This is a genomic window from Couchioplanes caeruleus (assembly GCF_023499255.1).
GTDB lineage: Bacteria > Actinomycetota > Actinomycetes > Mycobacteriales > Micromonosporaceae > Actinoplanes > Actinoplanes caeruleus_A.
The window spans coordinates 2,786,670-2,810,241 of the sequence record NZ_CP092183.1 but is presented as its reverse complement, the minus strand read 5'-3'; the positions used below and the strand labels follow the sequence as shown (position 1 = coordinate 2,810,241).

At 72.1% G+C, this 23,572-nt stretch carries 23 protein-coding genes; 4 read left to right on the top strand and 19 right to left on the bottom strand.

Annotated features, from left to right (window positions below):
* Positions 1 to 64: 64 nt before the first annotated feature.
* Both COUCH_RS13145 and COUCH_RS13140 read right to left on the bottom strand, forming a co-directional pair.
* Positions 65 to 1,648, bottom strand: a complete 1,584-nt coding sequence (locus COUCH_RS13145) for an MFS transporter (protein WP_249612361.1) — start codon at positions 1,646 to 1,648, stop codon at positions 65 to 67.
* 11 nt (positions 1,649 to 1,659) lie between these two features.
* Positions 1,660 to 2,148: a winged helix-turn-helix transcriptional regulator gene (locus tag COUCH_RS13140; protein ID WP_249612360.1), complete on the bottom strand. Its 489-nt coding sequence runs from the start codon at positions 2,146 to 2,148 to the stop codon at positions 1,660 to 1,662.
* 56 nt (positions 2,149 to 2,204) lie between these two features.
* On the opposite strand from COUCH_RS13140, the gene COUCH_RS13135 reads away from it, so the two are divergent.
* Positions 2,205 to 2,720 (top strand): PaaI family thioesterase, encoded by a 516-nt coding sequence (locus tag COUCH_RS13135; protein ID WP_249612359.1) that lies wholly within the window; start codon positions 2,205 to 2,207, stop codon positions 2,718 to 2,720.
* Here the strand turns inward: COUCH_RS13135 and hisS are convergent.
* Both hisS and COUCH_RS13125 read right to left on the bottom strand, forming a co-directional pair.
* A complete protein-coding gene (hisS, locus tag COUCH_RS13130; protein ID WP_275980101.1) occupies positions 2,707 to 4,029 on the bottom strand; it encodes a histidine--tRNA ligase in 1,323 nt (440 codons plus the stop codon). The genes COUCH_RS13135 and hisS overlap by 14 nt on opposite strands.
* A gap of 16 nt (positions 4,030 to 4,045) precedes the next feature.
* Positions 4,046 to 4,744: an MBL fold metallo-hydrolase gene (locus tag COUCH_RS13125; RefSeq protein WP_249613685.1), complete on the bottom strand. Its 699-nt coding sequence runs from the start codon at positions 4,742 to 4,744 to the stop codon at positions 4,046 to 4,048.
* A 164-nt stretch (positions 4,745 to 4,908) separates the two neighbouring features.
* Between COUCH_RS13125 and COUCH_RS13120 the strand changes: the two genes are divergently transcribed.
* Both COUCH_RS13120 and COUCH_RS13115 read left to right on the top strand, forming a co-directional pair.
* Positions 4,909 to 5,805, top strand: a complete 897-nt coding sequence (locus tag COUCH_RS13120) for a peptidylprolyl isomerase (RefSeq protein WP_249612358.1) — start codon at positions 4,909 to 4,911, stop codon at positions 5,803 to 5,805.
* 62 nt (positions 5,806 to 5,867) lie between these two features.
* The gene (locus tag COUCH_RS13115) at positions 5,868 to 6,698 is read left to right on the top strand and encodes a peptidylprolyl isomerase (protein WP_249612357.1); all 831 of its coding nucleotides are present in this window, start codon (positions 5,868 to 5,870) and stop codon (positions 6,696 to 6,698) included.
* A gap of 55 nt (positions 6,699 to 6,753) precedes the next feature.
* Here COUCH_RS13115 and COUCH_RS13110 read toward each other — a convergent pair whose 3' ends face one another.
* The 8 genes from COUCH_RS13110 to ruvC all read right to left on the bottom strand — a co-directional run bounded on the left by COUCH_RS13110 (position 6,754) and on the right by ruvC (position 16,782).
* The gene (locus tag COUCH_RS13110) at positions 6,754 to 9,198 is read right to left on the bottom strand and encodes a RelA/SpoT family protein (protein ID WP_346016004.1); all 2,445 of its coding nucleotides are present in this window, start codon (positions 9,196 to 9,198) and stop codon (positions 6,754 to 6,756) included.
* Positions 9,199 to 9,711: 513 nt separating this feature from the next.
* The gene (locus COUCH_RS13105) at positions 9,712 to 10,275 is read right to left on the bottom strand and encodes an adenine phosphoribosyltransferase (RefSeq protein ID WP_249612356.1); all 564 of its coding nucleotides are present in this window, start codon (positions 10,273 to 10,275) and stop codon (positions 9,712 to 9,714) included.
* Positions 10,276 to 10,774: 499 nt separating this feature from the next.
* Positions 10,775 to 11,974 (bottom strand): protein translocase subunit SecF, encoded by a 1,200-nt coding sequence (gene secF, locus COUCH_RS13100; protein ID WP_249612355.1) that lies wholly within the window; start codon positions 11,972 to 11,974, stop codon positions 10,775 to 10,777.
* A gap of 1 nt (position 11,975) precedes the next feature.
* A complete protein-coding gene (gene secD, locus COUCH_RS13095) occupies positions 11,976 to 13,877 on the bottom strand; it encodes a protein translocase subunit SecD (RefSeq protein ID WP_249612354.1) in 1,902 nt (633 codons plus the stop codon).
* A 172-nt stretch (positions 13,878 to 14,049) separates the two neighbouring features.
* A complete protein-coding gene (yajC, locus tag COUCH_RS13090) occupies positions 14,050 to 14,424 on the bottom strand; it encodes a preprotein translocase subunit YajC (protein WP_430640926.1) in 375 nt (124 codons plus the stop codon).
* A 131-nt stretch (positions 14,425 to 14,555) separates the two neighbouring features.
* Positions 14,556 to 15,614, bottom strand: coding sequence for a Holliday junction branch migration DNA helicase RuvB (gene ruvB, locus COUCH_RS13085; RefSeq protein ID WP_199513568.1), 1,059 nt, complete (start codon positions 15,612 to 15,614; stop codon positions 14,556 to 14,558).
* Positions 15,611 to 16,213 carry a Holliday junction branch migration protein RuvA gene (gene ruvA, locus COUCH_RS13080; RefSeq protein WP_249612352.1) on the bottom strand — a complete coding sequence of 201 codons (603 nt, stop codon included), beginning with the start codon at positions 16,211 to 16,213 and terminating at the stop codon, positions 15,611 to 15,613. The genes ruvB and ruvA overlap by 4 nt, the downstream gene beginning before the upstream one ends.
* Positions 16,210 to 16,782, bottom strand: coding sequence for a crossover junction endodeoxyribonuclease RuvC (gene ruvC, locus COUCH_RS13075; protein WP_249613683.1), 573 nt, complete (start codon positions 16,780 to 16,782; stop codon positions 16,210 to 16,212). The genes ruvA and ruvC overlap by 4 nt, the downstream gene beginning before the upstream one ends.
* A 145-nt stretch (positions 16,783 to 16,927) precedes the next feature.
* Here ruvC and COUCH_RS13070 point away from each other — a divergent pair, with 145 nt between their 5' ends.
* Positions 16,928 to 17,509 carry a hypothetical protein gene (locus COUCH_RS13070; RefSeq protein WP_249612351.1) on the top strand — a complete coding sequence of 194 codons (582 nt, stop codon included), beginning with the start codon at positions 16,928 to 16,930 and terminating at the stop codon, positions 17,507 to 17,509.
* Positions 17,510 to 17,558: 49 nt separating this feature from the next.
* Here the strand turns inward: COUCH_RS13070 and COUCH_RS13065 are convergent, their stop codons facing one another.
* The 7 genes from COUCH_RS13065 to pgsA form a co-directional block, all read right to left on the bottom strand.
* Positions 17,559 to 18,311 carry a YebC/PmpR family DNA-binding transcriptional regulator gene (locus tag COUCH_RS13065; protein WP_199513571.1) on the bottom strand — a complete coding sequence of 251 codons (753 nt, stop codon included), beginning with the start codon at positions 18,309 to 18,311 and terminating at the stop codon, positions 17,559 to 17,561.
* Between the two features lie 19 nt (positions 18,312 to 18,330).
* On the bottom strand, positions 18,331 to 18,936 hold the full coding sequence (gene pdxT / locus COUCH_RS13060) for a pyridoxal 5'-phosphate synthase glutaminase subunit PdxT (protein ID WP_249612350.1): 606 nt from the start codon (positions 18,934 to 18,936) through the stop codon (positions 18,331 to 18,333).
* A 58-nt stretch (positions 18,937 to 18,994) separates the two neighbouring features.
* On the bottom strand, positions 18,995 to 19,906 hold the full coding sequence (gene pdxS / locus COUCH_RS13055) for a pyridoxal 5'-phosphate synthase lyase subunit PdxS (protein WP_430640977.1): 912 nt from the start codon (positions 19,904 to 19,906) through the stop codon (positions 18,995 to 18,997).
* A gap of 145 nt (positions 19,907 to 20,051) precedes the next feature.
* Positions 20,052 to 20,600, bottom strand: a complete 549-nt coding sequence (locus COUCH_RS13050; RefSeq protein ID WP_249612349.1) for a hypothetical protein — start codon at positions 20,598 to 20,600, stop codon at positions 20,052 to 20,054.
* 25 nt (positions 20,601 to 20,625) lie between these two features.
* Complete coding sequence (locus COUCH_RS13045) at positions 20,626 to 21,780, bottom strand: glycosyltransferase family 4 protein (RefSeq protein ID WP_249612348.1); 1,155 nt, start codon at positions 21,778 to 21,780, stop codon at positions 20,626 to 20,628.
* Positions 21,781 to 21,794: 14 nt separating this feature from the next.
* Entirely contained in the window at positions 21,795 to 22,685 is an 891-nt protein-coding gene (locus tag COUCH_RS13040; protein ID WP_249612347.1) for a phosphatidylinositol mannoside acyltransferase, read from the bottom strand.
* Complete coding sequence (gene pgsA, locus COUCH_RS13035) at positions 22,682 to 23,335, bottom strand: phosphatidylinositol phosphate synthase (protein WP_249612346.1); 654 nt, start codon at positions 23,333 to 23,335, stop codon at positions 22,682 to 22,684. Before pgsA ends, COUCH_RS13040 begins: the two co-directional genes overlap by 4 nt.
* Positions 23,336 to 23,572: the final 237 nt, after the last annotated feature.

The following is a 23,572-nucleotide window of genomic DNA, read 5'->3' as shown; positions in this document are numbered from 1 at the left end:
TCCCTGCGCCGCTGCTGCGAGCACATGGTTATGAGGTTAAACGGAACATAACCGAAACATCCGCCTAATCCGGGTAGTGGGCGGGCAGGAGGTGGGTGACCGTCGCGGGCCCCTCGGCGAGCGCCACGGCCCGCTCCTCCTCCCGCTCGTCGCTGGCGGTCAGCCGGCCCTCGTGCTGACGCAGATGCTCCTCCCACGTCGGCACCAGATAGACCTCGACGAAGTCGTCGGCGTGCTCCCCGTTGCGGAACAGGCCCCAGCGGGTGGCGCCGGTGCGCTGGCGGGACCGGCGTACGGCCTGCATCGCGGCGACGAACGCGGCCCGGTTCTCCGGCTTCACCCGCCACGTTGCGGTGACGAGGACCGGGCCCTCGTCCAGGTGCGGTTCGAGCATCAGGTGCGGCTCCGGCCAGTACGCGGCCGCGCTGCGGTCACCGGCCTGCTCGCGCAGCGGCAGCCACCGGACCGTGGCCGTGCCCAGCGCCATGAGCGCCGCCGCGGCCAGGTACGCCGCCCGCAGCCCCCACGCCTGCGTCACCTGACCCCACGCGAACGCCCCGAACGCCTGCCCGCCGGCGAAGACGACCTGGTAGACGGCGAAGCCGCGGGCGCGTACCCAGTTGGGCAGGAACAGCTGCATGCTCGCGTTCATCCGCGACACCTGCGCCATCCACGCCAGCCCGGCCACCACGAGGGCCGGCACCACCGCCGTCGCGTACGGCACCAGCGCCACGACCAGCAGCGCGGCGGCGTACACGGTGCCGGAGAGGATCAGGAGCCGGTTGGGCGGGACCCGCTCGCGGATGCGGGGCATGAGCAGGGCGCCCAGGATCGCCCCGACGCCGAGGGCGGCCAGCAGGACGCCGTACCCGCTGGAGCCCATGCCCAGCTCCCGGTCGGCGACCAGCGGCAGCAGCCCCCACACGACGCTGCCGGGCAGCACGAACAGCAGCACCCGCAGCAGGGTCCGGCGGACGATCGGCGAGTAGCGCACGTACCGGCCACCCGCCCGCAGCGCCGGACCGAACCGCTCGGCGTGGGTCGCCCCGCCCTGCGGCGGCCGGCGCAGCAGCGCCACCGCGAAGACCGCGAACGACACGGCGTTGAGGCCGAAGACGACCGGAACCCCGGCCTGCGCGACGATCAGCCCGGCGACCGCGGGGCCGGCCGAGCGGGCGAGGTTGGTGTTGACCGCGCCGAGCGCGGACGCGGCGGCCAGCTCGCCGCGCGGCACGACCTCCGGGATGACCGCCTGCCAGGTCGGCAGCGTCAGCGCCTGGCCGACGCCGAGCAGGAACGTGAAGACCAGGAGCAGCGCGGGCGGCATCCGGTCGGCCGCCGTCAGCGCGGTCAGGGCCGCGGCCACGGCGAACAATCCCAGCTGTACGCCCAGCAGCAGCCGTCGCCGGTCGAACGTGTCGGCGAGCGTGCCGGACGGCAGCGCCAGCAGCAGCACGGGCAGCATGGTGGCGGTCTGCACGAGGCTGACGTATGTGGCCGCGTCCGGCTCGTGCACCAGCCGCCAGGACGCGCCGACGGTCTGCATCCAGGTGCCGACGTTGCTGGCGAGCACCCCGATCCAGAGGCCGCGGAAGACCCTGTCCCGCAACGGCGCCCAGGCGCTGGTCTCCTCGGCTGCCGTGGTCACGACGCGCCAGCCTATCCCCGGCGCCGCGCCCCCGGACCCGGGCGGGGCACCACGTCCCGGTACGCGCCCACGGCGTGCCCGTCGGCGCAGTGCAGCTCGGTGTGGACCTCCGCGCCGCAGTCGCGGTGGGCCAGCGTCAGCGGCGGGCCGCCGGGGTCGGCCAGGTAGCGGTCGCCCCACTCCTTGACCGCGAGCAGCACCGGGTAGAGGTCGAAGCCCTTGTCGGTGAGGCGGTATTCGTGGCGGATCCGCGAGCCCGGCTCCCGGTACGGCACGCGCCGCAGCACCCCGTGCTCGACGAGGGAGGCGAGCCGGTCCGCGAGCACCTGCCGCGGCATCCCGGTGTGCTCGCGCATGTCCGCGAAGCGCCGTACGCCGTTGAAGACCTCCCGGAGCACGACGATCGTCCCCTTCTCGCCGAGCACCCCGACGGCGCGGCCGATCGTGCAGGTCTCCATGGACCAGCCGAGCGCCTCGGGACGGGCCGTGGTCTGGGTCATAGCAGGAAGGCTAGGTCTCGTTGACAGACACAGCAAGCCCGTGGCAGCCTGCGTCCATGACGCAGACTCAGAGCGGCGCGCGCAGCCGGACGTTCGAGTGGACCGACCCCGCCGTGCACGCGGACCTGGCCGGCGAGCGCTCCGGGCTGGAGCTCCTGCAGGCGATGTCCCGCGGCGAGCTACCCGCTCCCCCGGTCATGCGGCTGATCGACATGGGCGGCATGGAGGTGAGCGAGGGCAGCGTCACCGTCCACCTGGACCCGCAGGAGTTCCACTACAACCCGCTGGGCACCGTGCACGGCGGCGTGCTGTCCACGATGCTCGACACCGCGGCCGCCTGCTCGGTGCACTCGACCCTGCCGGCCGGCGTCGGCTACACCAGCCTCGACCTCACGGTGAAGTTCCTGCGCCCCGCGACTCTCGACTCCGGACGGCTGACCACCACCGGCACCGTCCTGCAGCGAGGGCGGCGCACCGCCCTCGCCGAGGCCCGGATGACCGACGCTCAGGGGCGCCTGGTCGCGCACGCCACCTCCACGTGCATGATCCTCGAACCGCCTACCCGGCGCTGATCAGCGGGTTCCGGTCGGCGTCCGGCGGGGTCCAGCTCCCGGCGTCGGCCTCCACCTGCTCGCCGGAACGGATGTCCTTGATGGTGTCCGGCTCACCGTCGGCGCCGGGGAACCACACGAACGGCACGCCGCGCCGCTCGGCGAAACGGATCTGCTTGCCGAACTTCGCCGCCGTCGGCGCCACCTCGGTGCTGATCCCGCGCGCGCGCAGGGACTGGGCGATCCGGTCGCAGCGCCCGCGCAGCTCCTCATTGGGCAGTGCCACGACGACGCAGGTGGGCACGCTGCGCGAGATCGTCAGCGCGTCGTGGCCGAAGAGCAGGCCGAGCATGCGGGACACCCCGATCGAGATGCCCACGCCCGGGAAGCGCTCGTTGCCGGCGGACGCCAGGTTCTCGTACCGGCCGCCGGAGCAGATGGAGCCGAAGCGCTCGTACCCCTCCAGCTGCGTCTCGTAGACGGTGCCGGTGTAGTAGTCCAGGCCACGGGCGATCTTCAGCTCGGCGCGGATCAGGCCGGGCGCGTGCTCCGCGGCCGCCTCCACCACGCGCAGGAGCTCCTCGAGGCCCTCGTCGAGCAACGGGTCGTCCACGCCGAGCGCGCGGACCGCGTCCACGAAGGACCCGTCGGTCGCCGAGATCTCCGCCAGCCGCAGGCACGCCGCGGCCTGCGCGTCGGTCGCGCCGGCCGTCTCCACCAGCAGGGCGGCCACCTTCTCCGGGCCGATCTTGTCGAGCTTGTCGACCGTACGCAGGACCTGCTCCGGATCGCTCAGCCCGAGCCCGCGGTAGAAGCCCTCGCAGACCTTGCGGTTGTTGACCAGGATCGTGGCCCGCGGGATCGGCAGCGACCGGAACGCGTCGCCGATGACCAGGGGCATCTCGGTGTCGTAGTGGAACGGCAGCGTGTCGCGGTCCACCACGTCGATGTCGGCCTGCAGGAACTCGCGGTAGCGGCCCTCCTGCGGGCGCTCGCCGCGCCACACCTTCTGGATCTGGTAGCGCCGGAACGGGAACTGCAGCTTGCCGGAATTCTCCAGCACGAACCGCGCGAACGGCACGGTCAGGTCGAAGTGCAGGCCGAGCTGGTCGTCGCCGCCGCCGGCGGCCGGGTCCTCCTGCAGGCGGCGCAGCAGGTAGACCTCCTTGGACGTCTCGCCCTTGCTGAGCAGGGTCTCCAAGGGCTCCACGGCCCGGGTCTCGAGCGGGGCGAAGCCGTACAGCTCGAAGGTGGACCGGATTTTGTCCAGGACGTACTGCTCGATCATCCGCTGCCGCGGCAGCCACTCGGGGAAGCCGGAAATGGGCACTGTCTCTCGTCTCTTCCTACAGTCCGCGGCCGGGCGCGGCAGTCAGCCCCCGCAGGTACGGGTTCGTCGCGCGCTCACGGCCGATCGTCGTCTCGGGCCCGTGGCCGGGCAGCACGACCGTGTCGTCGGCCAGTGGCAGGACCTTGTCCCGCAGGCTGGCCGTCATCGCGTCGGTGCTGCCGCCCGGCAGGTCGGTGCGTCCGATGGAGCCGGCGAACAGCACGTCACCGGAGAGGCAGACCTGCTCGGCCTCCCACGGCGTGCCGGCGGCCGGCAGCCGGAACAGCACCGACCCGCCGGTATGGCCGGGCGCGTGGTCGACGGTGATCTCGAGGCCGGCGAGGCTCAGGGTGGCGCCGTCGGTCAGCTCCGCGACGTCCTCGGGCTCCGCGTACGAGAACCGGCCGCCGAGCAGCTCGTTGAGGTCCATGCTCAGGCCCTTGGCCGGATCGGCGAGCATCTCGCGGTCCGCCGGGTGCACGTACGCGGTGATGCCCTTCGCGCCGCAGACCGGCGTGACGGAGAACGTGTGGTCCAGGTGCCCGTGGGTCAGCAGCACCGCGGCCGGGTGCAGCCGGTGCTGGGCGAGCACCTCGTCCAGGCGGTCGAGCACGCCGATGCCGGGATCCACCACCAGGCACTGCTCACCGGGCCCCGCGGCCACCACGTAGCAGTTGGTGCCGAAGGCCTCGGCCGGAAAGCCGGTGACGAGCACTCCGCACCCCTCTCGAGCTGTCACGTTCCCCGTCAGAGCCTAGCGGGACGCACCGTACACACCGTCACGGAACCTCGCACACCACATTCTCAGGCGTTACCCGTACACTCTTGCGGGCGTGTGGCGTGGCGCACGTGCGCCGAGCGTGAGAAGGGAATTCCCAGGTGGTCTCCAGCAAGGACCGGCAGCGGAAACTGGCTCGGGAGAAGCTCGATCGCCAGCTGGCGCGCCGGGCCGCCAGGCAGCGCCGGCGGCGGCAGATCCAGGCCGGGCTCGGCGCCGCGGCCGCCCTCATCCTCATCGTGGCCGGCATCGCCTGGCTCGGGGGCGCGTTCGACAGCGACGACACCGCGACGGACGCGGCGGACTCCGACGTCTGCGCGTGGACGCCGCAGAACGCCGAGACCAACAAGAACCTCAAGGACGTCGGCGAGCCGCCCACGAAGGGCATCCCGACGGCGGGCAGCCGGCCGATGACGATCACCACCGACAAGGGCGCGCCGATCGTGGTGAGCCTGGACCTGGAGAACGCCCCGTGCAGCGCCGCCGACCTGGCGTACCTGGCGGGCAAGCAGTTCTACGACAACACCACCTGCCACGAGATCACCACCGAGGGCGCGGTCCGCTGCGGTGACCCGAGCGGCACCGGGCAGGGCGGCCCCACGTACAGCGTCTACAACGAGAACGTGCCGCTGGCGCCGACCCCGGAGCCCAGCGCCTCGGCGGCGCCCTCGAAGACCCCGGCCGCCCCGCTGTACCCGAAGGGCACCGTCGCCCTGATCGGCGACCCGCCGGGCAGCAACGGCAGCCAGTTCCTGATCTTCTTCAAGGACTTCACCCCCAAGGGCGAACCGCAGTACCCGATCGTCGGCCGGGTCACCAGCGGCATGGAGACGGTGGCCGCGATCGCCAAGGTCCCGACCGTGGCGAACACCGCCGGCGACAAGGTCAAGCCGAAAGACAAGATCACGGTTCAGAGCGTGACCGTCGGCGAGCCCAGCGCCACGGGCGCGGAGACGACCCCGTCGGCACCCGCCCCGTCCGCATCCAGCCAGTCCTGAGTTTTTCGGAGCACACTCCCACCGACCGCAGCCAACGCACGCAGGCATACAGGAGGAACACCGTGTCGTCGATCAAGGACAGGCAGCGCGCGGCGGCGCGGGCCCGCCTCGAGAAGGAGATGGCGGAGCGTGCCGCCGCCGCGAAGAAGCGGCGCCAGCGGCAGGCCATCATCGGCTCCGCCATCGCGGTCATCGTGATCGCCGGTGCCGCAGTCTGGATCGTCAGCGCGCTCGGCAACGACGACGACAAGTCCCCCCGCGCCTCCGCGCCGCCGCCCGGCACCGTGGCCTGCCAGTGGATCCCGGAGGACGGCAGCAGCGGCGCCCAGATCAAGGACACCGGCGGCACGCCCCCGGCCAACGCGCCCAACACCGGCAAGAGCACGCTCACCATGGACACCAACCTCGGCCCGATCACGGCCACGGTCGACCTGTCCAAGGCCCCCTGCACCGGCGCGGCGTTCACGTACCTGGCGAGCAAGAAGTTCTGGGACGGCAGCAAGTGCCACCGGCTCACCACCGCCGGCATCAAGGTTTTGCAGTGCGGCGACCCCAACGCCAAGGGCAAGGGCTACCGCCAGACCGACGGCCAGGGCGGCCCGAACTTCAAGTACCCGGAGGAGAACCTGCCGACCAACGCCAAGCCGACGTACCCCAAGGGCACGATCGCCATGGCCAAGACGCAGGCCCCCAGCACGACGGGCAGCCAGTTCTTCATCGTGTACGCCGACACCGACCTGCCCGCCGACTACACCGTCCTCGGCACCATCACCAAGGGCCTGGACATCGTGGAGAACGTGGCGAAGAAGGGCAGCGACGACGCCAACGGCAAGGGCGACGGCCACCCGAAGCAGGAAGTGGACATCAAGACGCTCACGATGACCGCGGCCTGACACCCGGACAGCAGAAAGGGCGGGCCCCCTCGGGGGTCCGCCCTTTTCCGTGCCGCTATGCGCCGGACGTCACCCGGTAGGCGTCGAAGACACCGTCCACCTTGCGTACGGCGGCCACCAGGTGACCCAGGTGCTTCGGGTCGGCCATCTCGAACGTGAAGCGGCTGACCGCCACCCGGTCGCGGGTCGTGGTGACCGTCGCGGACAGGATGTTCACCCGCTCCTCCGACAGCACCCGCGTCACGTCGGCGAGCAGCTTGTGCCGGTCCAGCGCCTCCACCTGGATGGCGACCAGGAACGTCGAGGCGGACGTCGGCTTCCAGCTGACCTCCACCACCCGCTCCTGCTGCGCGCGCAGGTCCTCGGCGTTGGCGCAGTCCTCGCGGTGCACGCTGACCCCGCCCGAGCGGGTGACGAAGCCGAACACGGCGTCGCCGGGCACCGGGGTGCAGCAGCGGGCCAGCTTCACCCACACGTCGCTGACGTCCTTGACGACCACGCCCGGGTCGTTGGCGGTGCTGCGGTTGCGCGGCGGCCGGGTCGCGACGGCGGTCTCGGCGATGTCCTCGACCGCGCCCTCCTCGCCGCCGAAGCCGGCGACGAGCTTGCCGACCACCGACTGCGCGGAGACGGTGCTCTCGCCGACCGCCGCGTACAGCGACGACACGTCGGCCAGGTGCAGGTCGCGGGCGATCGTGGTGAGGTTCTCGCTGGTCAGCATGCGCTGCAGGGGCAGGCCCTGCTTGCGCATCGCCTTGACGATCGCCTCCTTGCCGATCTCGATCGCTTCCTCGCGGCGCTCCTTGTTGAAGTACTGCCGGATCTTCGTACGCGCCCGCGGGCTCTTGACGAAGCCCAGCCAGTCCTGCGTCGGACCGGCCGTCGCCGACTTCGAGGTGAAGATCTCGATGACGTCGCCGTTGGACAGCGTCGACTCGAGCGGCACCAGCTTGCCGTTGACCCGTGCGCCGATCGTCTTGTGGCCGACCTCGGTGTGCACCGCGTACGCGAAGTCCACCGGCGTGGAACCCGTCGGCAGGGGGATGACGTCGCCCTTCGGCGTGAAGACGTACACCTCCTGGCTGGACAGGTCGAAGCGCAACGCGTCCAGGAACTCGCTGGGGTCGCTCGCCTCCCGCTGCCAGTCCAGCAGCTGGCGCAGCCACGTCATCTCGTCGATGTGCGCCGGCGGCCCGACGATCGTGGCGCCCTTCTGCTCCTTGTACTTCCAGTGCGCGGCGATGCCGAACTCCGCCGTACGATGCATCGCGAAGGTCCGGATCTGCATCTCGACCGGCTTGCCGGTCGGCCCGATGACCGTCGTGTGCAACGACTGGTACATGTTGAACTTCGGCATCGCGATGTAGTCCTTGAACCGGCCCGGCACCGGCTGCCAGTTCGCGTGGATGACGCCCAGCGCGGCATAGCAGTCGCGGACCGTGTCGACCAGGATGCGCACGCCGACCAGGTCGTAGATGTCGTTGAAGTCGCGGCCCCGCACGATCATCTTCTGGTAGATCGAGTACAGGTGCTTCGGCCGGCCGGTGGTCTCCGCCTTGATCTTCGCCGACTTGAGGTCGAGGCTCACCCGGTTGGTGACCTGCCGCAGCAGCGCCTCCCGCTGCGGCTGGTGCTCGCCGATCAGGCGGTTGATCTCCTCGAACCGCTTCGGGAACAGCGTGCCGAACGCGAGGTCCTCGAGCTCCCACTTGATCGTGTTCATACCGAGGCGGTGCGCCAGCGGAGCCAGGATCTCCAGCGTCTCCTTGGCTTTCTGCTCCTGCTTCGCGCGCGGCAGGAAGGTCAGCGTCCGCATGTTGTGCAGCCGGTCGGCCAGCTTGATGACCAGCACGCGCGGGTCCTTGGCCATCGCGACGACCATCTTGCGGATCGTCTCGGCCTTGGCCGCATCGCCCAGCTTGACCCGGTCCAGCTTCGTGACGCCGTCGACGAGCAGCGCGACCTCGCCACCGAAGTCGGCCCGCATCTGCTCGAGGCTGTAGTCGGTGTCCTCGATCGTGTCGTGCAGCAGCGCGGCCACCAGCGTCGTGGTGTCCATGCCCAGGTTCGCCAGGATCGTCGCCACGGCCAGCGGATGCGTGATGTACGGGTCGCCGGACTTGCGATACTGCCCGGAATGCCAGCGCGCGGCGACGTCGAAGGCACGCTGCAGCGCCCGCCCGTCGGCCTTCGGGTGGCTGGCCCGGTGCGTGGCGATCAGCGGCTCGAGCACCTCGCTCACCTGCGTGCTCTGCCAGGGAGCGTTGAACCGCGCCAGCCGGGCCCGCACGCGGCGGCCGGTGGGCGCGCTGGCGAGCCCGCCGAACGTGCTGGCCGGCTCCTCGCCGGGCGCCAGCGGCTGGGTCGCTTCCGGATCGGCGACCGGGGTCCCCGCGGCGCGAGCTCCCGCGGCCGTGCCTCCGGCGGCCGTGCCTCCGGCGGGCTTGGCTCCGGCAGGCTTGGCTCCGGTGGGCGTGCCTCCTGCCCCCGCGCCTCCGATGGGTGCGCTGCCGGTGGGCGCGGGGTGTGCGGGTGCGGCTCCGCCGGTTGCGGGTCCGGTGGCCGGGGTGCGTGGGGGTGCGGCTTCGGTGGTTGCGGGGCGCGCGGATGCAGCTCCGGCCGTTGCGGGTCCGGTGGTGGCGGCTTCGGTGGTGGCGGCTTCGGTCGCCGGGGCACGCGTGGAAGCGGCGGCCGGGACCGGGGCGGTCGCCGAACCGGCGGCGGACGTCACCTCCGGCGTCGCGGGACTCGCCGGTCTGGCGGCATTCGTCGGCTTGGTCGGGGTAGCTCCGTCAGGCTTCGCCGGCGCCGCCGAGTCACTCGGCGGCGTGGAAGCCTTGGTCGCGTCGGTCGGCTGCACCGTGCCCTCCGTCGGAGGGGCGACGTCGCTGGACACCGGCCTCCTCACGTCGCTACTGCTCACCTGGTTGGAAACGCCATCCTACCCGCCCGGACTTCCCCGGCGGCCCGGCCTGGCGGCCGGAAACAGTGCCACCATCCGGCCACAGCAGGATCAAACGGTCAACAGCGCATGCACCGTACGGGGAGCCAGCCGTTCCCGCCCGCCCAGGAACCCCAGCTCCATGAGCACGGTCAGGCCGGCGACCGTCCCACCGGCCTGCTCCACCAACTCCAGCGCCGCCCCGGCCGTACCCCCGGTCGCGAGCACGTCGTCCAGCACGAGCACCCGATGACCGGCGATGAAGGCGTCCTGGTGCACCTCGAGCGTCGCCTCGCCGTACTCGAGGGCGTACGAGGCGGAGAACACGTCCCGCGGCAGCTTCCCGGCCTTACGGATCGGCACGACGCCCTTACCGGTCGCGTACGCCACGGCGGCCGCCAGCACGAACCCGCGCGCCTCCACCCCGGCCACCACATCGAACGAGTCGGCGCCGTGGTGGGCGATGATCCGGTCGATCACCGCGTGGAACACGTCGCCGTCGGCGAACAGCGGCATCAGGTCCTTGAAGAGGATCCCCGGCTTCGGGAAGTCGGGAACATCGACGACCCGGCTCGCGACCAGCGCGGCAACCTCGGGGCCGCTGTCCCCCCGTACCTCTGCAGCAGTATCCGTCACGCGGGACAGCCTAGGGCGTCGCCCCACGACGCGCGGCTCCGCCCGCCGAGCCACCCCTGCCGCGCCACCCCGGCCGGCCCGGGACGACGCCGGCCCGGGGCCAACGCCAGGCCGCGGACGATGCCGGCCCGGGAACGACGCCAGGCCAGCGGTCCGCACCCGGCGCCGCAACCAACGCGGGACATCACGCACGCCACCGAACCCGCCCCAGCCGAGCCGGCCCGACCGAGGCCGGCCCGAGCCGGGCCGGCTGACCCAGGCCGAGCCCGGGGCCGGACCGAGCCGGGGCCGAGCCGAGCCAGGGCCGAGCCGAGCCAGGGCCGAGCCGAGCCAGGGCCGAGCCGGGCCGGGGCCGGGGCCGGGGCCCAGCCGACTCAGGCCGAGGCGGGCCCGGTCGCGCCGAGCCGAGCCAGGCCAGGCGGCGGTCGCCAAACGGGCCCCGAACGCCACGGCGGCCCGCCACCGCGAGGGTGGCGGGCCGCCGTGGGAGCGATCCGGATCAGCGGCGCTTCTGACCGCCGCTCGGCCGGTTGCCCGCGCCGCCGCCGCGGTTGCGCTTGCCCGCGGGCCGGGCGCCCGGGCGGGGCGTCGCCGACGGGGTGGAGCCGGCCAGCGCCGGGACCTCGTCCGTGCCGGACTGGGCCGCACCCGCACCCGCACCGGCGCCCGCACGGGACCGGTCGCCGCGGGCCACGTCGCCGGAGCGGGCCGACGAGCGGCGGGCCAGGACGCGGGCGTTGTGGGACTTGATGCGCGGTTCCTGGTCCTTGAGCGCGGACAGCATGGGCGCCGCGAACATGATCGAGGAGAGCACGCCGAGGCCCATGCCGACGAAGAGCACCAGGCCGAGGTCCTTCAGGGTGCCCGCGCCGAGCAGGCCGGCGCCGATGAAGAGCAGGCCGCCGACCGGCAGCAGCGCCACCAGGCCGGTGTTGATCGAGCGCATCAGGGTCTGGTTGACCGCCAGGTTGGTGGCCTCGCTGTACGTCTGCGAACTGCCCGCGGTGATGCCCCGGGTGTTCTCCTGCACCTTGTCGAACACCACGACGACGTCGTACAGGGAGAAGCCGAGGATCGTCAGGAAGCCGATCACCGTCGACGGGGTGACCTCGAAGCCGACCAGCGAGTACACGCCCGCCGTCAGCACGAGGTCGAGCAGCAGCGACGTCACCGCCGCGACCGCCATCCGCCATTCGAACCGGACGATCAGGTAGCCGAGCACCAGCACCAGGAAGATGCCGAGGCCGAGCAGCGCCTGCTGGGTGACCTGGCCACCCCACGCCGCCGACACCCGGTTGTCGTTGATCTTCTCGGACGGCACGCCCAGGTCCTTGGCGATGGCGTCCTTGACCGAGTTGGCCTCTTCCTGCGACAGCGCCGCGGTCCGCACCGAGTACGTCCGGCTGTCGCCGCTGCCGACCTGCTGTGCCGCGGTGACGTTCGCTTCCTCGCCGACGCCGGCGCTGTTCACGGCTTTGACGACGGCGTTGCGCGCGGCGGTGGTGCTGCCGACCTGCGCCGGCAGCTCGAACTGGGTGCCGCCGGAGAACTCGATGCCCAGGTGGAACTGGCGGACGGCGAAACTGCCGATCGCGAGCAGGACGAGCGCCGCGGCGACCGCGAACCACGTCTTGCGGCGGCCGACGATGTTGAGGTTGGCCTCGCCCCGGTAGAGGCGTTCACCAAGGCTCATGGCCATCTCAGGCCTCCTTCTCGGTCGGGGTGCGCTGCAGGACACGGCCCAGACCGCTGACCCGCGGCGACAGGAACGCCTTCGTGCTCGCGAACAACGTCATGATCGGGTGGCGGAACAGGAACACCACCACGAGGTCCAGGACCGTGGAGAGGCCCAGCGCGAACGCGAAGCCTCGCACCGCGCCGATCGACACGACGTAGAGCACTACGGCCGCCATGATGGTGATGGTGTTGGCCGAGATGATCGTACGCCGCGCCCGGGCCCACGCCCGGGGTACGGCGCTACGCGCGCTGCGACCCTCGTGGATCTCGTCCTTGAGGCGCTCGAAGTAGATGACGAACGAGTCCGCCGCGACACCGAGCGACACGATGAAACCGGCGATACCGGCGAGCGTCAGCGTGAACCCGGTCGTACGGCCGAGCACCACCAGCGCGCCGAAGGTCAGCAGACCCGACAGCACGAGGCTCAGGAAGATGACCGAGCCCAGCAGCCGGTAGTAGAAGAACGCGTAGATCGCGACCAGGCCCATGCCGATCGCGGCGGCGATCAAGCCCGCCTTCAGCTGCGCGAGGCCCAGCGTCGCCGTCACCGTCTGCGTGGTGCCCGCCTCGAACGTGACCGGCAGCGCGCCGTACTTGATCTGGTCGGCGAGCTGCTTGGCCGAGGCCGAGCTGAACTGCCCGGTGATCTGCGACTGGCCGCTGAGCACGCCCTGGATCTCCGGCGCCGAGATGACTTCCTTGTCGAGCACGACGGCGACCAGGCAGTGCGTGGCACCGGTGGACAGCGCCTGCGCGGCGGTGAGGCAGGTGTCGTTCGCGGCCGGCTGGAAGGCCTCGCGGGTCAGCGCCGTCCACTTGGACTGGCCGGGGCCGGTGAAGTCCAGCGAGACGACCCATTGGCCGCTCTGCTGGTCGAGCTGCGGCGACGCGGTGTCGATGTCCGTACCGACGACCTTGGCGACGTCGAGCAGCATCTTCGCGCCACTCTGGCAGGCCACCACCTTCGACTTGACCTCGTCGATGGCGCCGGCCGGGCGCTTGTTGAGCTGGTCGCAGCTGATCGTCGGGACGTTGAACTGCATCTCCGGCGTCAGCGCGTTGACCTCGGCGCCGGTCAGCGTGCTGAAAGCCTTGAACTTCTGGCCCGCGGTCGGGTCGGACGAGAGGTCGACCGGGTCGCTCAGCTTCTCCGCGGCCGCCCAGGCCTCCGCGCCGACCTTCTTCTCGATCGCGGCCCGCTGCTCCTGAACGCTGGCGCTGACCGGCAGCGGTGCGGCGGGAGTTGCCGACGGGGTGGCCGCCGGGGCCGACGGGGTGGCGCTCGGCGACGGCGCCCGCTCGCCGCCACCCTGGCCGCCGGACGAGGCGGACGGCGCGGCGCTGCCGGTCACGGCCGGGGCCTTGGCTCCGGCGGAGGTGCTCGGCTTGGGAGCGGCGCTCCCGCTCGGCGCGGCGCTCGGCGCGGCCGACGGCGGGTTCACGGCGACCGCGGCGTTGTCACCGGTCGCCTTGAGCACCTTGCGGAACCGCATCTGCGCGGCCTGCCCGACGTTCTTCAGCTGGTCGTTCTCCTCGCCGGCGACGGAGACCACGATGTTGCGGTTGCCCTCGACGACGACCTCGGCCTCGGCGACGCCCAGGGCGTTGACCCGCTGATCGATGATCTTGCGGGACTCCTCCATGCTCTCCGGGCTCGGCGCCTTGCCGCCGGCCAGGGACGCGACGTACGTCGCCTGGGTGCCGCCGACCAGGTCGAGGCCGAGCTTCGGGTGCAGCCGCTCCTGATAGCCCAGGCCCTTGGTGCCTGGACCCCAGAACACCAGCACGTAAAGGATCACGAAGAGGAAACCGAGCACGGCGAGTTGCCGCCCGGGATGCGGTTGTCCCTGTGGTGGTCGTGCCACGACTGTCGATCTCCTCGTGCTGAGAGCCGCCACGGGAGCGCGCGGCCGCGGGTGGGGATGTGGGTGGAGCATGATTATTCACAACAAACGGGCCGCTCGGGTGCCCCGACCCGTGGCCCGTGCGCGATCCGCGCCGGTGTGGCCGCCCGGCCGGCGGCCACACGACGCGGAATCAGTCGTTGTTCTTGCGCGTCTCGACGACGGGGCTCTGGATCGGTTCCTCGGCAACCGGGGCCTCGATCGGCTCCTCCGCGACGGGCTCCTGCTTGAGCACGCGGGCGATCGCCGGGCGGGCGTACCGGGCGGTGACACCCGGGGAGATCTCCACCGTGACGACGTCGTCGTCGATCGCGACCACGGTGGCGTGCAGGCCGCCGATCGTCACGATCTCGTCGCCGGGACCGAGCGCCGACTGCATCGCCTGCGCCTCGCGGCGCCGCTTCTGCTGCGGGCGGATCATCATGACGTACATGACGCCGAAGAGCAGGACGATCAGGAGGAGCGGCATGAAGCTGCTCCCGCCCTGCGCTTGAGCTGCTGAGAACACGAGGAAACCTTCCGTGGGGCCACCATCGCGGCCCAGGGCACGCGGTGTGGCGACATATACATCCCGGTGGACGGCGGCGAGTCTAATCCCTGTACCTGGGAAGTCACCGCGCGGCACACGTCACGTTCACATTACGGAGAGGAATCCGCATCCCGGGCGAACAGGTCCGGCTGGTGCGGCATCCCCGCCCGCCCCTCCGGCGGCGTCCTGCCCAGGTGCCGCCATCCGGCGTCGGTCGCCACCCGCCCCCGCGGCGTCCGGGCCAGCAGCCCGGCGCGCACCAGGAACGGCTCGCACATCTCCTCGACGGTGTCGGACTGCTCCCCCACCGCCACGGCCAGCGTGGACAGGCCCACCGGGCCGCCCCGGAACGACTCGATCAACGCCCGCAGCACCGCCCGGTCCAGCCGGTCGAGCCCGAGCTGGTCGACGTCGTACACGGCCAGGGCCGCCTTCGCCGTCTCCTCGTCCACGATGCCATTGCCCCGGACCTCGGCGTAGTCGCGTACGCGCCGCAGCAGCCGGTTGGCGATCCGCGGTGTTCCCCGCGACCGCCCGGCGATCTCCGCGGCCCCCTCGGGCGTGATCGGCACTCCCAGGATGCGCGCCGAGCGGTGCAGCAGCGCGTCCAGATCGGCCGGCGAGTAGAAGTCCAGATGGGCGACGAACCCGAACCGGTCGCGCATCGGCCCGGACAGCAGCCCGGCCCGCGTCGTGGCCCCGACCAGCGTGAACGGCTCGACGTCGAGCGGGATCGCGGTGGCGCCGGGGCCCTTGCCCACGATCACGTCCACCCGGAAGTCCTCCATGGCGCTGTAGAGCAGCTCCTCGGCGGGCTTCGCGATGCGGTGGATCTCGTCGATGAACAGCACGTCGCCGGGGCCCAGGCTGGTGAGGATCGCGGCGAGGTCACCGGACCGCTCGATCACCGGCCCGCTGGTGGTCCGGATCCCCGTACCCAGCTCCGCCGACACGATGTTCGCCAGCGTGGTCTTGCCCAAGCCGGGCGGGCCTGAGAGCAGGATGTGGTCCGGCGGGGTCCCGCGGCCCATCGCTCCCTTGAGGAGCAACTCGAGCTGATCCCGCACGCGGTGCTGGGCGATGAAGTCGGCGAGGCGGCGCGGGCGGACGCTGGCTTCCGCGTCCAGGTCCTCGTCCTCGGCGTACGGCGACACCAGGTCGTCGGTCATCGGGTGCGGCCCAGGAGGCGGATCGCCTGGCGGAGCAGGACCGGGACCGGGGGTGTCTCACCGTCGACGGACTCGGCGACGGCCGCCACCGCCTGGTCGGCCTGTTGCGCGGACCAGCCGAGGGCGAGGATGCCCTGGCGGACCTGGTCCTGCCAGCCGCCGCTGAGCGCGCCCGCCACGCCGTCGGCGCCGGTGGAGACGGCGCCGATGCGGTCGCGGAGCTCGAGGACGAGGCGTTCGGCGCCCTTCTTGCCGATGCCGGGCACGCGGGTCAGCGCGGCGATGTCGCCGGCGGAGATGGCGCGGCGCACCGCTTCGGGCTGGTGGACGGCGAGCACCGCCTGGGCGAGGCGGGGGCCGACGCCGCTGGCGGTCTGGAGCAGTTCGAAGAGGTGCTTCTCGTCGTCGTCGGCGAAGCCGTACAGGGTGAGCGAGTCCTCGCGGACCACGAGGCTGGTGGCGAGCCGCGCCTCGGCCCCGGTGCGCAGGCCGGAGAGGGTGCCGGGGGCGCACTGCACGGCGAGGCCGACGCCGCCGACCTCGATGACGGCGCTGTCGGCGGCGATCGCGGCGACCGTGCCGCGCACGCTGGCGATCATCGAGGACCTCCTGGGGTACGGCGGACAGCGGGGCGCGGCGCGGCCCGGCGGCCGGCGGTGGCGGCCCGGACGGCGGCGGCCTGCAGACGGGCGCGGGTGCCGCCGCGCCAGATGTGGCAGATCGCGATGGCGAGGGCGTCGGCGGCGTCGGCGGGCCGCGGTGGCCCGTCGAGGTTGAGCAGGCGGGTGACCATGCTGGTGACCTGGGCCTTGCCGGCGGTGCCGGAGCCGGTGACGGCGGCTTTGACCTCGCTGGGCGTGTAGGTCTCGACGGGCAGTCCGGCGCGGGCTCCGGCGAGGATGCCGATGCCGCTGGCCTGGGCGACGCCGGTGACGGTCTGGGTGTTGTGCTGGCTGAAGACGCGCTCGACGGCGACGCTGTCGGGGCGGTGCTCCGCGACGAGCTCGGTGAGGGACGTGTCGAGGTGCAGCAGCCGCATGGGCAGCTCGTCGTCGGGTTCGGTGTAGACGACGTAGTAGCCGATGAGCTTGCAGGGCCGGCCAGGCACGCCCTCCACGACGCCGACTCCGCAGCGGGTGAGTCCCGGGTCGATGCCGAGCACGCGCACCACGGACCTCCCCTGTCTCACGTACGTGTGTTCGACACCCTAGTACGCCGCGACCTGCCCGCTTCGAGCGACACACGACGGGTACGCAGATCGGCAGGGTTGTGTTGTGACGGCCGCCACTCGACGATGGGGTGGGAGGACTGCTGTGGCTCATCTGTTCCCGCCGATGCACGACGAGCCGCCACCGGAGTTCATCGCGTTCGTGGCGGATCGGCTCGCCGGTCTGCGCGAGGAGGCGGCGCGCCTGTCCGGCGGTGACCGGTATTCGGACGCGCTGGCGATCGACGTGCTCACGGACCTGGCGGTGCATTGGCGCCGGCTGCGCTGGGAGGGCTGGCTGCGCGGGCACGACGTGACGGGCCCGTATCTGGCGCACCGGATGGAGGAGCGGACCAAGCAGTGGCGCGAGGAGCAGATCTATCCGGTCGAGGTGACGGTCGGCCCGTCCGCGGAGGCGCTGGACTGGTATCGGCCGTCGCCCGCGGCTGCCGCAGAGACCGAGGAGGCCCCGTCGCGCGCGGTGGCGGTGACGGTCGCGCAGCGTCTGGCGGATCTGCTGCCGACGACGGTACGCGACGAGGTCGGCGTGGTCGCCGAGGCGGAGATCGCGTGGGTGCACGCCTACCGGCGGTACGTGTGGTGGCGGTACACGCGGGCGGGCATCGGGGTCGTGCTGCTCTTCGGTTACCTGGTCCATTTCATGTCGGCGGCCTCGAGCGCGGCGTGAACGACGAAGGCCGCCCGGACAGGATCCGGGCGGCCGCGACAAGCTTCGGTCAGGCGTCGAGCGCCGCCATGATCTCGTCGCTGACGTCGAAGTTGGCGTAGATGTTCTGCACGTCGTCGCAGTCCTCGAGCACGTCGATCAGCTTGAAGACCTTGCGCGCGGCCTCCTCGTCGACCGGGACGGTCATCGTGGGGACCAGCGAGGACTCGGCGGAGTCGTACTCGATGCCGGCGTCCTGCAGCGACTTGCGGACGGCCACCAGGTCGCCGGGCTCGCTGACCACCTCGAACGAGTCGCCGAGGTCGTTGATCTCCTCGGCGCCGGCGTCGAGCACGGCGAGCATGAGGTCGTCCTCGGACAGCCCGCCCTTGGGGACGATGATCACGCCCTTGCGGTTGAACAGGTACGACACCGAGCCGGCGTCGGCGAACGTGCCGCCGTTGCGGGTCAGCGCCGTGCGCACCTCGGTCGCCGCGCGGTTGCGGTTGTCGGTCAGGCACTCGATGAGCATCGCGACGCCGCTGGGGCCGTACCCCTCGTACATGATGGTCTGCCAGTCGGCGCCGCCGGCCTCCAGGCCGGAGCCGCGCTTGACCGCGCGGTCGATGTTGTCGTTGGGCACCGAGCTCTTCTTGGCCTTCTGGATGGCGTCGTAGAGCGTGGGGTTACCGGCCGGGTCGCCACCGCCGACGCGGGCCGCCACCTCGACGTTCTTGATCAGCTTGGCGAACATCTTGCCGCGCTTGGCGTCGATGACGGCCTTCTTGTGCTTGGTGGTCGCCCACTTTGAGTGGCCGGACATACGTAACCTCCGTGTGTGCCTACCGTGCGTCTGCGGCCTGGCGGACCATCTCGACGAAGTACCGGTGAACGCGGAGGTCCCCGGTCAGCTCCGGGTGGAAAGCCGTGGCGAGCAGGTTCCCCTGCCGGACGGCGACAATCCTACCGGCGGCGGGTCCGTCGCTGACGCGGCCCAGCACCCGGACGTCGCCGCCGACCTGTTCGACCCAGGGCGCACGGATGAAGACGGCGTGGAAGTCACCGCCGGGCACGTCGTCGATGCGCACGGCCGCCTCGAACGAGTCGACCTGCCGGCCGAAGGCGTTGCGCCGCACGGTCATCTCGATGCCGGCGAAGGTCTCCTGGTCGGGGCGGCCGTCCAGGACGGTCGTGGCCAGCATGATCATGCCGGCGCAGGAGCCGTAGACGGGCATGCCGCCGGCGATGCGCTTGCGCACGGGCTCGAGCAGCCCGAACGTGTCGGCGAGCTTGCTCATGGTGGTGGACTCGCCGCCGGGGATCACCAGCGCGTCGACGCCGTCGAGCTCCTCGGGGCGGCGTACCGGCCGGGCGAGGGCGTCGCTCTCGGCGAGCGCGCTGAGGTGTTCGCGGACGTCGCCCTGCAGGGCGAGCACTCCGATGGTCATCGTGCCTCCGGGCATGGTGCCGCGCCGGTCACCGGGACCGGCGCGGCAACGGGTCGCTCTACCAGCCGCGCTCGGCGAGGCGGTGGGGCTGCGGGACGTCCTCGACGTTGATGCCGACCATCGCCTCGCCGAGGCCGCGGGAGACCTTGGCGATCACGTCGGGGTCGTCGTGGAAGGTGGTGGCCTTGACGATGGCGGCGGCGCGCTGGGCCGGGTTGCCGGACTTGAAGATGCCGGAACCCACGAAGACGCCCTCGGCGCCCAGCTGCATCATCATGGCCGCGTCGGCGGGGGTGGCGATGCCGCCCGCGGTGAACATGACGACCGGCAGCTTGCCGAGCGTGGCGACCTCCTTGACCAGCTCGTACGGCGCCTGCAGCTCCTTGGCGGCGACGAAGAGCTCGTCCTCGGGCAGCGAGGTGAGCCGGCGGATCTCGGCGCGGATCGTGCGCATGTGGGTGGTGGCGTTGGAGACGTCGCCGGTGCCGGCCTCGCCCTTGGAGCGGATCATCGCCGCGCCCTCGGTGATGCGGCGCAGCGCCTCGCCGAGGTTGGTGGCGCCGCAGACGAAGGGCGCCGTGAAGGCCCACTTGTCGATGTGGTTGGCGTAGTCGGCCGGGGTCAGCACCTCGGACTCGTCGATGTAGTCGACGCCGAGCGACTGCAGCACCTGGGCCTCGACGAAGTGGCCGATCCGGGCCTTGGCCATGACGGGGATGGAGACGGCGTTGATGATGCCGTCGATCATGTCGGGGTCGCTCATCCGGGACACCCCGCCCTGGGCGCGGATGTCGGCGGGCACCCGCTCGAGGGCCATGACGGCGACGGCGCCGGCGTCCTCGGCGATCTTGGCCTGCTCCGCGGTGACCACGTCCATGATCACACCGCCCTTGAGCATCTCGGCCATGCCGCGCTTCACGCGGGCGGTACCGGTGGTGGGCTGGCTGTCGGTCGCGCTCTCGGACACGATGGGTCGGCTCCTCACAGAGATCGGGTTCGCGAGGAATTTTATGCGCCGCGGCAGGCCACTCCGATGGCCAATCGACCCCCAAGTGGCCTTCAGTCCTTCTGTGGGTGGCGGGTGGGGTGGTCGGACGGGGCCTGCTCGGGGTCGCTCAGACTGCCGGGATGCGGGCCGCGGCGGTCTCCACCGGGCCGGCCGGGCGCGGCGCCACGGGCAGGAGATCGGGCAGCGTCGGGTCCACGATGTCGAAGTAGCGGGGGCGTTCGTACTGCCGGGCGAGGCCCATCAGGCGCACGACCGGGCGGCGGCGGGCGGTGAGCGCGTCGCGGACGTGGTCGGTGTGCACCTGGCGCGCGAGGGCCACCCGGCGGCTGGTGACCACCAGCGCGGTGGCGGCCGGGTCGGACGCGGCGAGCGAGGCGTCCTGCAGCTGGCGGGTCAGGTCGTTCTCCGCCGCCTCGCGCTCGTCGGGAGCGGCGTCCAGGGCGAGGCGGGCGGCCGCGTACAGCTCGACGAAGTCGGTGCGTTCGGCGACCACGGCCGCCGCTGCGGCGCGCCGCAGCAGGTGCGCGTCGAGCGCCCGGGACGCCGACTGGGCGCGGACGTGGACCCGCTCGACGCGGTGCGCGGTCCAGGCCAGGTACGCCGCGAGCACAGAGACCACCGCGAGCGTCGCCACAAGCCACCACATGCCGGGCATCGTAGTGCCTGATCGTGTCGGAGAGTCACGTCCCGGGGCGTGGTTCGGCCCACTCGTCGTCGAAGACCCGTCCGTCGGTGGCCTCGATCGCGGTCGTGTAGACCTCGAGGACCCGTTTCGCGACCACGGGCCAGTCGAAGGACTTGACTACAGTGAGTGAGCATTGCGCCAGCTCGGAGCGACGATGGGGATCGTCGAGGAGCTCGCCGAGCAGGCCGGTGAGCGCGGCGGCGTCACCGGTCGGGAACAGCGCCCCGGCCCGGCCGCCGTCGAGCACGCGGCGGAAGGCGTCGAGGTCGCTGGCCGCGATCGCCGCGCCGGCCGCCATCGCCTCGGTCAGGATCATGCCGAACGACTCGCCGCCGGTGTTCGGTGCCACGTACACGTCGACGCTGCGCAGCATCCGGGCCTTGTCGGCCTCGCTGACCAGGCCCAGGAACTCCACGCGGGGCCGCAGGCCGGCGGGGATGCCGTCGTACAGCTCGTCGCGGTCGCCCGGGCCGGCCACCAGCAGGCGCAGGCCGGGGCGGTCGCGGGCCAGCGTGACGAAGGCCGTCCGCAGCAGCTCGAAGCCCTTGCGCGGCTCGGTGAAGCGGCCGAGGAAGCCCAGCGCGCCGCCCTCGCCCGGCCAGCCCGGCAACGGCTGCGCCGTGGCGAACTTGGCCACCGCCACGCCGTTCGGGATCTCCACGGCGCCGCCGCCGAGGTGCTCCACCTGGACCTTGCGGGCCAGCTCGCTGACCGCGATCCGCGCGGTGATCTTCTCGACGACAAGCTGCAGCAGCCCCTGTGCGGCGGAGAGCGCCCGGGACCGGATCATCGCGGTGTGGAACGTGGCCACCACCGGCCCCCGCGCCGACAGCACCGCCAGCATGGACAGGCTCAGCGTCATCGGCTCGTGCACGTGCAGCACGTCGAAGCGGCCGCGGGCCAGCCAGCGCCGGACCCGCGCGGTGGAGACCGGGCCGAACGCGATGCGGGCCACCGAGCCGTTGTACGGCAGCGGCAGCGCCCGCCCCGCGGACACCACGTACGGCGGCAGCGCGGCGTCCTCGTCGGCCGGGGCCAGCACGCTCACCTCGTGGCCGAGCCCGATCAGCGCCTCGGCCAGGTCGACGATGTGGTTCTGGACGCCGCCGGGCACGTCGAAGGAGTACGGCGAGACGATCCCGATCCGCACGCTGGACCGCCCCCTCAGACCCGGGCGGCCGAGGTGAGCCACATCTTCTGCAGCATGTGCCAGTCCTGCGGGTGCCGGGCGATGCCCTCGGCGAAGGCGTCCGCGAGCAGCTGGGTGGTCTGTCTGACGCGTACGTCGAGCGCGCCCTCCGCGGCCGGCTCGACGCGGCGGATGGTGCCCACCGTCTGCTTCTCGGTGAACCACAGGTCGACGGCGTAGAGCGGGGCGCCGGTGCGCAGCGCGAGCAGGGCCGGCCCGGGCGGCATCCGGGTGCGGCCACCGAAGAACTCGACCTCGACACCGCGCGCCGACAGGTCGCGGTCGGCGAGCAGGGCCACCGCCCAGCCGTCGGCCACCCGCTCCGCGAGCACGTCGAGCGGCGCACGCTGGCCCCCGGTCAGCGGCACGACCTCCATGCCGAGCTTCTCCCGGTACGCCACGAAGCGCTCGAACAGCCCTTCGGGCTTGAGCCGCTCGGCGACGGTGATCAGCCGGTGCCCCTTCGAGACGAGCCAGGCGGCGGCCGCGTCCCAGTTGCCGGTGTGCGGCAGGGCCAGGACCGCGCCCTTGCCCTGGGCCATGACCTCGTCGATCTCGGCCTCGTCGAGCAGGTTGAAGTCGCGCAGGAAGTCCTTCTTCGACTGTGACGGGAGCCGGAAGGCCTCCATCCAGTAGCGCGCGTACGAGCGCAGCCCCGCCCGGACCAGCTCGTCCAGCTCGGCGTCGGGCAGCTCGGGGCCGACCACCTGGCGCAGGTTGCGGCGCAGCCGCTGGGTGCCGGGCCCGTTGCCGCGCGCGGCCCGGTCGGCGCCGGCGTTGAAGAGCGCCCGCGCCGCCGGCAGCGGGAGCGTGCGGGCGAGCCGCCATCCCGCGGCGTAGCCCAGCTCGGTGAGCCGGTCCTTCACGGGAGATCACCCGCGGGCTGCACGGGCGCGGGCGGCGCGGCGTCGGGCCGGTCGGAACGCGACGCGTGGATCAGCCGCTGGAAGACCGTGACGACGGAGAGGACGGCGAGCACCCAGAGCGCCGCGGGCAGGCCCCAGTCCAGCCCCGCGGCGCCGAGCAGGCCGCCGACGCCCACGATCAGCAGGCGTTCGAGGCGCTCGGCGAGGCCCACGTCGGCGTTGAGCCCGAGGCTCTGGGCGCGGGCCTTCACGTACGAGACGACCTGCCCGCCGACCAGGCAGATGAGCGCCGCCCACACCCCGTTGTACGGGTTGTGCTCGGTGGCGAGGTAGTAGACGACCGCACCGAAGACCGCGCCGTCGGCGATGCGGTCCATGGACGAGTCGAGCAGGGCGCCGAAGTGCCCGGTGCCGCCGCGCATGCGGGCCATCGTGCCGTCGAGGGCGTCGGTGAGCGCGAAGGCGGTCACCACAACGGTGCCCCAGAACAGCTCGCCGCGCGCGCCGAAGGAGGCGCCGAAGAGCACGCCGACGGTGCCCGCGACGGTGACCGCGTTCGGCGTGACACCGATCCGCAGCAGGAAGCGGGCGACGGGGTTGATCCCGTACGAGAAGACAGCACGGGCGGTCACGTTGACGATCTTTGCCATGGGGGTCCCACCCTATCGGCGACCGCGACGACTGGGTACGGCCCCGGTCACGCGTCGCCGAATCGTCACCCGGGACCTCGGTCCCGCGACGGCATGACTACTGGGGGTTGCGTGTCCCGCTGCGGCGGGTGTCAGATCCAATGACAGCGCGGAAACACCCGTGTGACAGCAGGCCGCCATCGCCGCACCTGACGGGCCGGCGGAGAATGGCCGCCTACCGGGCTGAAAGGGAGGTGC